This window comes from Nannocystis punicea (assembly GCF_026965555.1).
Lineage (GTDB): Bacteria > Myxococcota_A > Polyangia > Nannocystales > Nannocystaceae > Nannocystis > Nannocystis punicea.
Genome location: NZ_CP114040.1, coordinates 10,932,904 through 10,946,940, shown reverse-complemented (window position 1 = coordinate 10,946,940; position 14,037 = coordinate 10,932,904). Strand labels below are relative to the sequence as shown.

At 68.8% G+C, this 14,037-nt stretch carries 9 protein-coding genes; 3 read left to right on the top strand and 6 right to left on the bottom strand.

All coding sequences use genetic code 11. The annotated features are described in order from the left end of the window. Positions 1-17 precede the first annotated feature (17 nt). From O0S08_RS41865 to O0S08_RS41840, 6 genes are all read right to left on the bottom strand, one after another. Positions 18-1,511 carry an amidase gene (locus tag O0S08_RS41865; protein WP_269035123.1) on the bottom strand — a complete coding sequence of 498 codons (1,494 nt, stop codon included), beginning with the start codon at positions 1,509-1,511 and terminating at the stop codon, positions 18-20. A gap of 19 nt (positions 1,512-1,530) precedes the next feature. Next, positions 1,531-3,084 (bottom strand): lamin tail domain-containing protein, encoded by a 1,554-nt coding sequence (locus O0S08_RS41860; protein ID WP_269035122.1) that lies wholly within the window; start codon positions 3,082-3,084, stop codon positions 1,531-1,533. Between the two features lie 187 nt (positions 3,085-3,271). Further along, complete coding sequence (locus O0S08_RS41855; protein WP_269035121.1) at positions 3,272-4,984, bottom strand: IgGFc-binding protein; 1,713 nt, start codon at positions 4,982-4,984, stop codon at positions 3,272-3,274. Positions 4,985-5,306: 322 nt separating this feature from the next. After that, entirely contained in the window at positions 5,307-6,128 is an 822-nt protein-coding gene (locus tag O0S08_RS41850; protein ID WP_269035120.1) for a hypothetical protein, read from the bottom strand. A gap of 116 nt (positions 6,129-6,244) precedes the next feature. Beyond that, positions 6,245-7,984, bottom strand: a complete 1,740-nt coding sequence (locus O0S08_RS41845; protein ID WP_269035119.1) for an IgGFc-binding protein — start codon at positions 7,982-7,984, stop codon at positions 6,245-6,247. A 48-nt stretch (positions 7,985-8,032) separates the two neighbouring features. Beyond that, positions 8,033-9,391: a hypothetical protein gene (locus O0S08_RS41840; protein ID WP_269035118.1), complete on the bottom strand. Its 1,359-nt coding sequence runs from the start codon at positions 9,389-9,391 to the stop codon at positions 8,033-8,035. A 377-nt stretch (positions 9,392-9,768) separates the two neighbouring features. Between O0S08_RS41840 and O0S08_RS41835 the strand changes: the two genes are divergently transcribed. From O0S08_RS41835 to O0S08_RS41825, 3 genes are all read left to right on the top strand, one after another. Then, positions 9,769-11,310: an FG-GAP and VCBS repeat-containing protein gene (locus O0S08_RS41835; protein ID WP_269035117.1), complete on the top strand. Its 1,542-nt coding sequence runs from the start codon at positions 9,769-9,771 to the stop codon at positions 11,308-11,310. 219 nt (positions 11,311-11,529) lie between these two features. Further along, positions 11,530-12,027 carry a hypothetical protein gene (locus tag O0S08_RS41830; RefSeq protein WP_269035116.1) on the top strand — a complete coding sequence of 166 codons (498 nt, stop codon included), beginning with the start codon at positions 11,530-11,532 and terminating at the stop codon, positions 12,025-12,027. 41 nt (positions 12,028-12,068) lie between these two features. Continuing rightward, on the top strand, positions 12,069-13,811 hold the full coding sequence (locus tag O0S08_RS41825) for an OmpA family protein (RefSeq protein ID WP_269035115.1): 1,743 nt from the start codon (positions 12,069-12,071) through the stop codon (positions 13,809-13,811). Positions 13,812-14,037: the final 226 nt, after the last annotated feature.

The window sequence follows — 14,037 nt, the reverse complement described above, 5'->3', positions numbered from 1 at the left end:
AGGACAGGGTGTTTCGGTCATGTGGCCGCGGGCGGCGGGCGGCGGCCGGCCCACGGGCGGGCGCGCTCGAGCTCGCCGGCGAGGCGGAACAGGGTCGCCTCGTCGCCCCAGCGGCCGACGAAGTGGACGCCGATCGGCAGGCCCTCGGGGCTCCAGTGCAGCGGCACCGACATGGCCGGCTGGCCGGTGACGTTGAACACGGGGGTCCACGGCAGGTAGGCGTAGACCTGGTCGGCGCTGGGGTCGTGGGCCATGAGGGCCTTGAGCAGGCCGCCGGCGCGGGCGCGGCCGAGAGCCTTCATCATCGCGGCGGAGAGGCCCTGCGGGCCGAGGGTGCCGAGCGGGGCGGGCGGCTGGGCCAGGGTCGGGGTGACGAGCACGTCGTAGTCGGCGAAGAACGGCCCGATCTTCAGCGCCGCCTGCTGCAAGTGGCGCTTGGCGGCCACGAACTCGGCGGCGCCGAGGGCCCGACCGATCTGACTCAAAGTCCAGGTGACGAACTCGAACTCGCCGGCCCGCGGGCGGCGGCCGGTGAGGCGCGCGGCCTCGTCGATGTCGGCCGCGACCTCGCCGCAGAGGATGGCGAAGAAGGCCCGCGAGAAGGCGGGGCCGTCGACCTCGGGCGCGGCCTCGTCGACGTGGTGGCCGAGGTCCTGCAGCAGGGCGGCGGCCGAGCTGAGGGCGGCGGCGCAGTCGGGGTGGACCTGGCCGCCGAGCATCGGCCGGGTGGTGACGGCGATCCGCAGCTTGCCGGGCGGGGTCGAGACCTCGGCGAGGTAGGGCCGGGCCGGCGGAGGCGGGTAGTACGCAGCGCCATGTTCCGGGGGACATGTCGCATCGAGCAGGGCGGCGCTGTCGCGGACCGAGCGGGTCAGCGCGTGGAGGACGGCGAAGCCCTGCCAGCCCTCGGCGCGCTCGGGGCCGCTGGGGGTGCGGCCGCGGGTGGGCTTCATGCCGAACAGGCCGCAGCAGGAGGCGGGGATCCGTATCGACCCGCCGCCGTCGCTGCCGCTGGCGAGCGGGACGACGCGGGCGGCCACGGCCGCGCCCGAGCCGCCGCTGCTGCCGCCGGCCGAGCGCGCGCGGTCCCACGGGTTCTTGCACGGGCCGTGGACCAGGGTCTCGACCGTCGGCACCACGCCGAACTCCGAGGTCGCCGACTTGCCGACCGGGATCAGCCCGGCCGTTCGGTAGCGGCGCACGATCTCCGAGTCGGCCGGCGACACGTAGCCGCGCAGGAACCGGCTGCCCGACTGCAGCGGCGCGCCCTCGGCCCCCGACACCAGGTCCTTGAGCAACATCGGCACGCCGCGAAACGGTCCTTCGGGCAATGTCCCTTTGGCCAGGTCGCGGGCGCGCTCGTACATCGGCGCGACCACTGCGCCGAGCGGGACGCCGTCGGCCTCGCAGCGGCGGATGGCCTCGTCGACCAGCCCTAACGGCGAGACCTCGCCCGCGCGCACGAGGGCGGCGAGGGCGAGGCCGTCGAGATCCTCATACTCGGCGATCATGCGCCGAGGATAGCGGGATTCAGGGCACGTTGGCAGCGCCGGGGGTGAGGTTGGCCGTGAACTTCCAGTCGGTGGCGGCGTCGTCGGTGTCGCTGCCGTTGGGCAGGCGGGCCAGCGAGCCGACGATGGTGTTGGAGTCGGCGACGTCGACGGGGAGGACGGTGCCCTCGACGAGGCTGACCATGCCGACGCCGGCGATGTTGACGTTCGTCATCGCGCCCTCGTAGGACAGGGCGTCGATGAGCGCGCCGCCGCCGATCAGGGCGATGCCGTCGGGCGCGCCGTTCTGGATCTTGTCGGTGTCGCCGTTGAAGTCGACCTTGAGCACGCCGCCCGGCACGGTGAAGCTGGGCTTGGCGATGACGAGGTACTGACCGCCGGCGATCGAGCCGAGGGGGCTGAGGTCGAGGGTCGCGTAGGTGGCCGCGCCGCTGCCGTTGATGAGGACGACCTTGTGGCCGCCGAGGGCGATCGAGTCGGGGGTGGTGTTGAGGAGCTCGATGTACTCGGCGTTGTCGGTGTTGAGGTTGTCGTAGTCGACCTCGTTGATGACGAGGCCGAAGCCGGGGCAGGCCTCGCAGTTCGGGCCGCCGCAGTCGACGTCGGTCTCCTGGCCGTTCTGCATGCCGTCGTCGCAGGTGGGGCCGACGCACACGTTGTTCTGGCAGAGGTTGTCGGCGCAGTCGGCGTTGGTCACGCAGGCGTCGCCGGCGCCGCACTTGTCGCAGTCGGGGCCGCCGCAGTCGACGTCGGTCTCGTCGCCGTTCTGGGCGGTGTCCTCGCAGCTGGCCGGCGAGCAGACGTTGCTCTCGCACACGCCGCTGTCGCAGTCGTCGGCGGTGTTGCAGCTGTCGCCGTCGACGCACTTGTCGCAGGTGTCGCCGCCGCAGTCGACGTCCGACTCCTCGCCGTTGACGACCTGGTCCTCGCAGCTGGCGGCGACGCACACGTCGTCGGTGCAGACCTTCGAGAGGCAGTCCTCGGGGACGGCGCACGCGAGGTCGTCGGCGCAGGCCGGGCACTCGGAGCCGCCGCAGTCGATGTCGGTCTCCTCGTCGTTCTTCAGGCCGTCGAGGCAGCCCACCGGCGGCAGGCCGCAGGTGGCGTCGTTGCAGCTGCCGCTCTCGCAGTCGGTGTCCTCGACGCAGGCGCCGCCGTCGGCGCAGGGCGAACAGGTCGGGCCGCCGCAGTCGGTGTCGGTCTCGCCGCCGTTCTTCTCGCCGTCGGCGCACTGGTCCGGCGCCTCGGTGGTCGAGGACGTCTCGGTGTCGGTGGTGGTGGTGGTGGTCGTCGTCGTGTCGGTGGTCGTCGACGTGTCGGTCGTATCGGTGGAGGTTGTCGAGGTCACCGGCTCGGTGGTGGTCGACTCGGTGGTCGTCGTGGTGGTCGAGGTCGGCTCCTCGGTCGTCGAGGTCGGCGGCTCGGTGGTCGGAGCGACCGAGGTTTGAGTGCCGTCGGTGGTCGACGTGCTCGTCGACGTGTCGGTATCACTGTCGGTGTCGGCCGGGGCCGGATTGCTGCACGCGGGCAGGACGAGGAGCGCGAATCCAAGGCGATACGAGAGCTTCGACATGGCCGGGAGGGTAGCGGAAAGCCGGGCGGCCAGCACGGCCGGTGCGGCGCGACCGAGCGAGCTTTCTCCGCCTCACAGGCCCGCAAGGTCCGGCCGGCGGACGATCGACCGTCGTGGACCCAGGCCGGTCCGACGCGGGTCTGGTGACGTCGCTACGGCGAACCCCGCGTGCGGGGCCCGCCGGGGCTCACGGCTGGAACAGCCGTTCGAGCCGCATGCCGCCCGGGTAGGCGTAAGCGGAGGTCATGGTGCCGGGGCCGGCGGGGTTGTAGCCGACCACGGTGATGCCGAACGGCTCGGTCGAGGCCGCCACGTAGGTGGCCGCCTCGCCGCCGCTGGCGAGGGGGACGTCGGCGATCTGGTAATTGTCGACGCCCTCGAAGTTGGCCAGCTTCCAGCTGCCGACCACCTGGCCGTCGATCGTGACATCGGCGCCGCCGGTGCGACGAATGACCTGGACGTAGTTGGCCTCGTAGTCGGCGCCCGTGACGAACACGTAGCGTTCGCGCCACTGTTCGGCGGCGATGCTCTGCACCATCGCCGGGTCGCCGATCCCCCCGGCGGCCAGGTTGCCGGCGAGGTATTGCACCGGGAGGATCGGCGCGTCGTTGAGGCCGACGAACAGCAGGGTGACACCGGCATCGACCGCGAACTCGCGGAAGTCGCCGCGCTCGGCGATCGCCACGAACTGAGTGCCGGGCTGGTCGGTCCTGGAGATGCCGAGAGTGACGTCGTCATCGCCGGCGTAGACGCGCCAGTACTGCTTCTCCTCGCCGGAGCGCGGCGGCGAGGGCGGGGCGACGTAGGTGCTGCCCCAGTACTCGAGCGGGATCATCTGCTCTTGCAGGTGGTTGCACCACCCGGAGCCGAACGGCACGTACGCGCAGTTGGTCGCGCCCATGACCCAGATGTTCTTGTCGGCGCTGACCAGGGTGCCCGAGACGTCGTGGTTCTCGTAGTCGGCGTCGCCCGCCGGCGAGGAGGCGGCGACCTGCAGGACGTCGAAGCGCCGCATCATCTTGGTGCCGGTGCCGCCCGGCTCGACCGCGTCGAACTGCTCGCCCAGGCCGGCGGTGCGCCGCCGCGGCTTCCAGTTGACCGTGGTGTCGTCCTCGAGGGCGATGACCGTGAAGTAGCTGGGCCGGCCGTTCTTCGTGTCGGGCTCGTCGGCGTCGACGAACGGCGGCCACGAGGCGACGACGTAGTCCTTGCGCAGCCAGCGGACCGGCAGCAGCATCGAGGCGTCGTTGCTCGCTTCGTTGGCGAGCGGCGAGTGCAGATACGCGGCGACGGGGCGGTCGCTGACGAGGCGGAACACGCCGCCGTTGCGGAAGTTGGTGAAGGGGAGCGGGTCGACGGTGATGTCGAACACGTGCGACTCGCCGGGCGCGAGGATCACCGGGTCGAGGATGGCCTGCTCGACCAGGTCGTTGGTGGGGGTGAAGTACAGCTGGACCGCGGCGATCTCGAGCGGGTCGGTGTTGCCGACGATCAGCGCGTCGAAGTCGTCGGGGTCGTTGCCGCTGGCCATGCGGATGGCCACGAACTCGCAGCCGATCGAGGTCGGGTCGTCGTCGGTGTCGCACGGGCCGACGCAGCTGGCAGCGTCGATCGCCTCGACGCACTCGTGCGCGCACGGGCTCGACTCCCACCCGGCGCCGGTGTCCTTGCAGGTCTGCAGCGCGGTCGGCTGCTCGGGGTCGCAGCGCGTCTGGCCGGGCAAGCACTGCGGCACGAAGCCGGTGGTCGGGTCGGGCTCGGCGGTGGTCGCCGGCTCGCCGGTGACCGCAGCGGTGGCGCCGGCGCTGTCGCTGTCGGGGTCGACGGGGAGCAGGTCAGGACAGGCCGCGAGCAGCACGAGCGCGCCCAGACAGGCGCGGAGACCGGGGTGGTGAGACATGAGGCAATCCAATCGTCAATGAGTAGATGTAAGGTGGCCCGAAGGACAGATTCAACGAGACAGCACCAACCGACCCGGCGACGCAGGAGCGAGATCCGGCGCCGCCGACCGACCGGAACATACCGAGAGGGTAGCGGAGATTGGGCGCCGAGACGCGGCCGGCAAACCGCTGTCTCGGCGTCATGGCCTCGCAGAGGTCTATGCGAGCACGAACCCAGGAGGCGCAACCGGCGCGGAAGGTATGCCCGGGCCTGCTCGTCCGGCGGTCGTCATGTCGGTGACCGGCCCCCGGGCCGAAGGAGCTCGAGATGCCATCTTCGTGTCAATCGCGGGCCCAGCTCGAAGAGTAGTGCTCGGTGGACGACGCCGTGATGCTCGAGCGCTGATGGGCGATGGAGATCGCCGAGCTGTGATAGGCAACCTCGTCGTCGTCGACGACCGAGACCGCCGTTCCGGAGACGTCGCTCCACGTACCGGGCACGCCCTCGACCTGGACCTTCCAATCGATGGACGCCCGCGCGCAAAGTCCGAGCCAGCGCTCGGCAGACGATCCGGCCGATACGGTCCGGCTGCCGGTCTGGTCGTCGACGCAGTCCCAGGCGTCGGCGGTGTCGTTCGCTCGATCGACGTCGAAGTGATCGCAGTAGTCGCCGGCGGTGTCCATTGCGTTGAAGTTGCACCGGTTCGTGGAGTGGATCACGTCCTGCGCGAACGACACGCGGCGCGGCGCAGTCAAGTCCTCGACCGTGATCAGCGGGTGGCCCGCGTTCCCGCTGCGGGGAGCAGACGCATCGGCCGTCGCCGCCCCGGCGAAGTGATCGGCCCGGAGCGCGCCGGGAACCACGGCTTCGGGGGCGAGCGCGAGGAACACCTCGAGCGGGGTCAGCTTCAGCTCCGCGATCCCAGCAGACACCTCGGGAGCGTTCAGCACCAACATCCCGATGCCGCACTCGGGGCAGGATAGCCTCTCGTCGATGAATCGGACGAAGGAACGCTCGCGGACGCGGAGCTCGGCGATGACGCCGGGGGTGTCCGAATCGGACGACACCGCGACGTTCTCATCGTCGGAGTAGGATGGATTGGATTCGCAACCGACAATCGACAACAGCGCGACGGCGACTGACAACGAAGCAGAGGGTTTCATGCCGCCGACTGTAGTAACAGCCGCGATCGAAGAAAAGAAGGGAGGCCCCGATGCGGGCACGCGCGCAGCCACCAGGGCTGCGCGAGGGCGCGCCGGCAGGCTCTGGACCGCGCGACTCACGGGTCGTAGATCTTCTTGAGGTTCATTCCGCCGGGGTAGGCGTAGGCCGACTGCTGCGGGGTGAGCTTGTTGTAGCCGAGCACGACGATGTTGAACGGATCGTCCGACTCGGCGACATACGTGTTCGCGTCGGCGCCGTCGGCCAGCGGGAAGTCGGCGACCTCCCATTGGTTGTCTGGACCGGTGCCGTTGATGAGGTAGTAGTCGCCCACGGTCTGACCGTTGATCGTCACCGGGGCGGAGCCCTTCTTGCGCAAGATCTGGGCGTAGTTGAGGTCGTAGTTGATGCCGGTGACGACGACGTAGCGCCGCAGCCACTGCTCCACCGCGATCATCTGGTACATGGCAGGATCGCCGATCTTGTCGGCCGACGTGCCGCCCGCGAGGTACTGCACGGGCAAGATGGGGCCGGTGGCGGTGAAGATCAGGCTGACGCCGTGGGGGATCTCGAGCTCCTTCCAGTCGCCGCGCTTGACCAGAGTGATCGGCGGCACCTTGACGCCGGCGTCGTTGCTCTCGACGGTGACGGTGACGCCGTCCTTGCCGGCGTAGATCCGCCAGTAGTGCTTCTCGCCCGCGCGCGCGGGCGAGTGGGGGCCGACGTACTTCTTGCCCCAGTACTCGAGCGGGATCATCTGCTCCTGCAAGTGGTTGCAGTAACCGGTGCCGAACGGCACGAAGGCGCACTCGGTCGCGCCCACGACCCAGATCTTCTTGTTGGCGGAGACCACCGTGCCCGACAGGTCGTGGGTGCTCGAGTTCATGTTGGTGGCCGAGGAGGCGCCGACCTGCAGCACGTCGAAGCGGTTGAGCTTCATCGTGCCCTTCTCGCCGGCCGGGACCGCGGGGATGAGGACGCCCTGGGCGGCGGTGTCGCGCGGCGACACCCACTCGACGGTGGTGTCGTCCTCGACAGCGATGACGTCGAAGTAGCTCGGGCGGCCGTTGATCTCGTCGGGCTTGTCCTTGTCCGCGTAGCCGGGGTACGAGGCGATGACGTAGTCCTGGCGCAGGGTCGGGAGCGGCAGCAGCATCGACGAGTCGTTGCTGGCGGTGTTCTTCAGCGCCGAGTGGAGGTACGCGGTGACCGGCAGGTCGCTCTCGACGCGGAACACCCCGCCGGTGCGGAAGGCGGTGTAGCCCTTGAGCGGGTCGTTGACGAGGTCGAAGATGTGCGACTCGCCGGGACCCAGCAGCACCGGCTCGAACAGCGGCTCCTCGGTGAAGGAGTTGTTGGGCGTGAAGTACAGCTGGATCTGAGCGGTGCGCGTGGTGTCGGTGTTGCCGACGATCACGACGTCCTTGTCGCCCTCGTCATAGTTGAAGCTGTTCATGCGGATGGCGAGGAACTCGCACCCGACCGAGGTCGGGTTGTCGATCTCCTCGCACGCGCCGACGCACTCGGCGGTGTTCTCGGCGATCTTCTCGACGCACTGCTCCAAGCCGGTGCAGGCGGTCGACTCCCAGGCGAGGCCGGTGTCCTTGCACTCCTGGACCACGCCGGGGTTCTGCGGGTCGCAGCGCATGGTGCCCGGGTAGCACTCGAGCATGAAGCCGGTGGTCGTGAGGTCGGGGAGCGTCGACGGCGGCGTGGTGCCGCTCGTGGTCGTCGTCGAGGTGTCGCCCTCGGCGCCGGCTGTGGTGTTGCCCAGGAGGCCGGGGCAACCGGTCAAGAGCGCGACGGTGGCGAGCGGGACGAGGACCGCGGCGAGGGGGGCTTTGTTGAAGTGTCGCATCGCTGAAGTTCAGGGGAAGGAGAAGACAAGCACACCGAGAGCGGCGGGTCAGCCGCCTTCGGCGGCGAGCACCAGGAAGTCGAGCAGGATGTCGATCTTCTTGTCGGTGACCTCGAGGCCGGTGGCGTCGAAGACGATGTTCTGGCCGTCGACCGCGAGCTCGTTGTAGTTGACGGTGATGCCGATCTGGTCGGCCAGGCTGCGCTTGAAGCTGTCGACGAGGCCCTTGTTCTCCTCGACCAGCTCCTTGTTGTCCTCGTACAGCTCGCCGACGCCCACGCCGCCCTCGAGCACCTGCAGGTCGTCGGTCGGCGTGACGGTGATGCGGTCCTGGATGCCGTCGCTGTCGTCGAGCCCGAGCCGCAGGACGCTGACGGCGTTGGCGTAGCCGCAGTAGTCGCCCTTGGTGCGCCACACGCGGAAGGTGACGTCGAGGTCGTTGGCGCCGAGGGCGTTCTTGCCGAGGCCGGTGAGCGTGATGCCCTGCGGGCCCTCGGGGTCGGGGTTGCCGTCGTCGTCGTAGCGGCGGGGGATGACGCCCTCGGCGAGCATGCGCTCGGCCATGCCGAGGAGCAGGCCGGGGTGCATCTGCACCGCCATCATGGCGTCCCCGTCGAGTGCCTGGCCGACCTCGAGCGCGACCGCCTTGGGCAGGTCGAGGTTGGTCTGCATGCCGAGCGAGATGACGCCGGTCGTGGGGAAGATGGCGAACTGCTTGGCGGCGACCTTGACCGAGTTGGTGCCGATCGTCCACGGCTCGAACTTCATCAGCTGGACCGGCTCCGACTGCTCGCGGATGAGCTGGGTCATCTTGATCTCGAGCGCCTTCTCGAACTCGGGGTACTGCGCCGTGATGAAGCCCATGGTCGTCAACGTCAGGTCGAGGATCGTCATCTGCTCGTAGGCGGCCACCAGCGCGGTGGTGTCGCCCTCGAGCTCCTCGAGCCGCAGCGGGATGCTGATCTTCGACCTGCCGGTGCCGGCCAGCTGCGAGGTGCCGCCGTCGGTGATCGCCTGCAGGCTGAAGTCGACGGCGAAGATGACGCAGCGGCTGCACTTGTCGAGCTCGCTGGTCAGCTCGACCTCGGTCTTCTGCGGCACGATCTGCAGGTTGAGCCCGAACAGCGTCAGGTTGCCGCCGGCCACCGGGTTGGTGTCGCTGGTGATGCCCTTGAGCAGCTCGGCGATGCCGCGCTCGGTGATCACGAGCGCCATCGGGAAGCTGGGCTTGTCGGGGATGGCGTCGAGCAGGACGCCCTCGCGCGCGACGGTGTCGTCGAACTGCTGCTCGCGGTCGCTGCAGTCGAGCTCCTCCTGGTCCCCGCGGACGCACGACTCGAGGTCGCAGGCGGCACACAGGGCGAGGACGTGGACGAGGCCAGAACGGAGGGCGAGTGAGTGGCGCATGATGCTCCTGGGACTCCCTAAACCAAGGTGGGGTAACCGGGCGAGTCTTCGGACGAAAAACTGCACCCGAGGAGGATTTTGCCACACGCGGAGCGAAGGATCGCGGGCGCCGGGGCAGGGTGCGCGGAGATTGAAGATCTGTTTTGTTTGTTTTGAAAGTTGAGGTGTCTGGAGATAGAACAAAGTTTAGCGCCGCGGCTCACGCCCTCTCGCTATCGCCCCCGGCATGAGAGCGAGAGCGCCGGAGCTGTGATTTTCTTCACCGGTCACAAGGGGGACGCCTGAGTTGCCAACTCGTCCGTGCGATGGTTTCTAAATATGCACACAGTGCTGTAGTGGCCTGTAGACAATCAGTGGTTCAAATGGAGTGTTGTTTCATGATCTCGCGCAAGCGTTTCACGGTATCGACTGCCCTCATTGCTTTGGTCCTGTCCGGCTCGACGTCGGACGTTCACGCCGCCAACCGCGGCCCCGACTTCGACAACGACAATATCGACGATCTCGCGATCGGCGTCCCAAACCAACAGGTCGGGGTGGAGTCGCTGGCCGGGATGGTCAACGTCCTCTACGGCTCCGCCAGCGGGCTCACGGATCCCTCGAATCGAATCACGAGCATCGACCGGGGCGTGCCCGGGGTCGAGGGGGCGCCCGATGGTTCGGACTTCTTCGGGCGGACGGTCTCCTGGGGGGACTTCAACGCCGATTGTTTCGATGACCTCGCAGTCACGACCTTGCTGGGCGATCTCCAGATCTTCTACGGCAGCTCGACCGGGCTATCCCTGGCGAACGACGACATCGTGGTCACGGCGATGGCGCTCAGCAACAGTTCGGCCGCCGGGGACTTCAACGGCGACGGCTTCGACGATATCGCCGTGCAGGAGGGCTCCATGTCCGAGGTTTGGGTCCTCTATGGCTCGTCGAGCGGTATCACCGACACCGCCGGTCCGGGCCTGCAGATTTGGGACCTCGATGCTCTCGGGGTCAGCAATCCCACCGGCCTCGAGCTTTTCGGCTGGTCGTTGGCGACGGGCGACTTCAACTGCGACGGGAAGGACGACCTCGCGGTCGGTGCGCCCCAGCAAAACGTGGGCGCGGAATCAGGGGCCGGACAGGTGCATATCATCTACGGTACTTCGAGCGGACTCTCGGCGACCGGCACCACGGCCTGGCATCAGACCAGCCCCAACGTCGAGGGCGCAGCAGAGGCGGGCGACGAGTTCGGATACGCCCTGGCCACGGGGAACTTCAACAACGACACCTCGAACGGGCGCGCGTGCCATGATCTGGCGATCGGGATCCCGTTCGAAGATGCCGGCGCCGTCAATGACGGGGCCGTCGCTGTGCTGTTTGGAACGCCGACGAGCGGGATCCAGGCCTCTTCGCCCGCCGACAGCCTCTGGTACCAGGAGCGGGCGGACGTCGAGGGGAACGGGGATTCACACGAATTCTTCGGCAAGTCCATCGCCGTCGGCAACATGGACGCGGACTCCTTCGAAGACCTGGCGATCGGGATCCCTGGCGAGGGCATCGGCGGCGCGATTGCCATCATTCGCGGCGCCTCCGGCGGGATGACGGACGCCGACGACGTGCTGTGGACGCAGGACACCAATTTCGTCGCGGACGACGCCGAAGGCCAGGACGATTTCGGCGAATGTGTCACGTACGGTCGCGAGTGGTACACGACCCTGAACCGGGGCCTCGCGGTCTGCGTGCCCCACGAGGACGTCTTGGGGACGACCGACGCCGGCATGGTCAACGTGATGTATCTGCAGGACACCTCGACGCCGCAGCTCTCGATCCTCGGTGGTTCATGGATTCAGAGCAGCATCGACACCCAGACGGTCGAGGCCGACGATGTCTTCGGGTCGAGTCTCACCGCGGCGCGCGACCGACCGTTCACCAGCGGCTCCTGCGGTTGAGCCCGCCAGGCTTCTGGTACGCCTCGCAGGGATCTTGGACCTAGGCCGAATAAACAGGCTTACTTTCAGAGCATAACTGGCAAACCAGGCTCGGGAGGCAGATCTCAGGCGGCCCTCGGATGAGGGCAGCTTGCGTGCGCCTCTTGCGCGTTTTTGCCTGTCGGAGGGCAAATCGAGTCCATTTGGTCGTGGCGGGGCACGCCTGGTATGGTGGGCGCCATGAGCCAGGTGCCCCCCCTCCTCCGCCGCCCGGCGTTTTTCATCGCGGCCGTGCTGTATGGGGTCGCCTGCAACTCGGACGACCTCGAGCAGAGCGGCAGCACGACGACTTCTGCGACGACCGAGCAGAACCCCACGGAAGTCCCGACTTTTACGACCGGCGAACCGGTCGACTCGACGAGCACGACCGAGGTCCCGGTCCCCGAGCGGACCTGTCGTTGGGGCGTCACGTGCAGTGCGCAGTGCGCGACGCAGATCCCGAACCCCACCCCGCCGGAATACAACTGGCAGGAGTGCTTCTTCGACGACTGCCTCGAAAAGTTGACCGCGGAAGAGTGGCTCAAGTTCTTCGATCTGGCCGAGTGCGTCGTAATGGTCTGCAGCGCCCGGCCGGAGTGCATCGAGGGCGGGGAAATGTGCAATCTGTGCTACATCCAGATGCTCGCCGTTCCGCCGTTGTACGAGGGATGTGACGCGCAGGCCGCCGCGTGCGATTGACGCGCAGATTCAGCTTTTCCTGTAACCTTCTCGGCCGCCGCATGACCCTGACTTCCAAGCCTCGCACCGCTGCTCTGATCCCCGCCGGCGTGCTGCTCTTCGCGGCCGCGGCCTCGCCGGAGGTCCTCGCGGCCGCCCAGGAGCCCGCGGCCGGGGAGGCCTCGAAGACCGAGGCGGCGACGGAGGCCGCGCCGGCCGGTGAGGGGAGCCCGCCGACCGAGGCGAGCGCGCCGCCGGCCGATGCGGCCCCGGCTCCGGCTCCCGCGAACGCGGGCGCGCAGGCGAGCGCGGGCGGCGGCAAGGCCGAGGTGAAGGCGGGCGCGTCTGTCCCGAAGGCCAGGAAGTCGGGCAGGCGTGAGGCGCCCGACGGCGTGATCCTCGACGAGAAGACCGGGAAGGTCAAAGACACGCGCAAGTGGATCCACCGCTACTCGCCCGAGCGGCACCTGTTCGAGCTCGGGATCTTCGGCGGCCTCAACCTGCCGCCCGACGATCACGACCTGTACAAGCCGGTGAACGGCAAGCCGGACGAGCACAAGGCGCTGTGGCGCCTTGGCCCGGCGGTGGGCGCCCGCCTGGGCTACTTCCCGCTGCGGATCTTCGGCATCGAGGCCGAGTTCTCGGCGACGCCGACGTTCGTCCGCAACGTGCACAACAGCCCGGCGTTCGTGTACGGGCTGCGCGGGAGCGCGGTGCTGCAGCTGCCGTACCGCGTCACGCCGTTCCTGCTCGGCGGCTACGGCATGCTCGGCATCAGCTCGCCCGGCACCGGCCTCGGCAGCGACATCGACCCGGCCGGCCACTGGGGCGGCGGCCTCAAGATCTACATCTCGCGGATGGCGGCGTTCCGCGTCGACGCGCGCCACATCATCTCGGCCAAGGCGGCCAAGCCGGCGCCGGCGTTCACCAGCCACGCGCAGATCACCGTCGGCTTCAGCCTGGTGCTCGGGCGCGTGCGGCCGCAGCCGGCCCCGAAGGACCTCGACTGGGACAAGGACGGCGTGCAAAACGACGTCGACAAGTGCCCCAAGCTGGCCGGCGACCCGCCCGACGGCTGCCCGTCGATCGACTCCGACAACGACACCTTCCTCGACAAGGTCGACAAGTGCCCGTTCGAGGCCGGCGTGGCGCCCGACGGCTGCCCGCCGCCCGACACCGACAAGGACGGCATCATCGACCCCGACGACCAGTGCCCGACCGAGCCGTGGCCCGAGCCGCCAGGTTGCCCGCCGCCGCCCGACACCGACGGCGACAAGATCATCGACAAGGACGACAAGTGCCCGATGCACCCGGAGTCGTACAACGGCTTCGAGGACACCGACGGCTGCCCGGACAAGCTGCCCGAGAAGGCCAAGGAGTGGGACAAGCGCCCGCTCGAGGGCATCAACTTCGAGACCCGCTCCGACAAGATCAAGAAGGGCTCGGAGAAGACGCTCGACGTGGCCGTCGCGGTGCTCAAGGAGTTCCCCAGCCTCAAGATCGAGATCCAGGGCCACACCGACGACGTCGGCGGCCGCGACTTCAACCTCGAGCTGTCTCAGCGCCGCGCCGACTCGGTCAAGCGCTACCTGGTCGAGCACGGCATCGAGGAGTCGCGCGTCAAGACCACCGGCTTCGGCCCCGACAAGCCGATCGACCCGGCCAAGACGTCCAAGGCCCGCGCCAAGAACCGCCGCATCGAGTTCAAGGTGCTCATCGACCGGCCCGAGGGCGCGGCCTCCAGCGACGACGGCGACGCCCCGAGCGGCACCGCCCCGGCGCCGGCCACCGGCGGCGGCAAGTAGCGGAGCTGTCCCGCGGACAGGTCGTCCCGCGGGCTGCCGAGCACGCGCGGCTCTGGCCGCGGCTCGGCCGCGCTCGCGCGGCGAGCAGGCCGGGCCGGGCACGTCTCGCTAGCACGCGCGCGGCGAGGCTCGCCGAGCGCCCGACGGCCGACCTCGACATCGATATGAATTTAGGGCCATGTCCGAGGGGCCATGTCCCTTCGGGCATGCTTTTTAGAGCATGTCC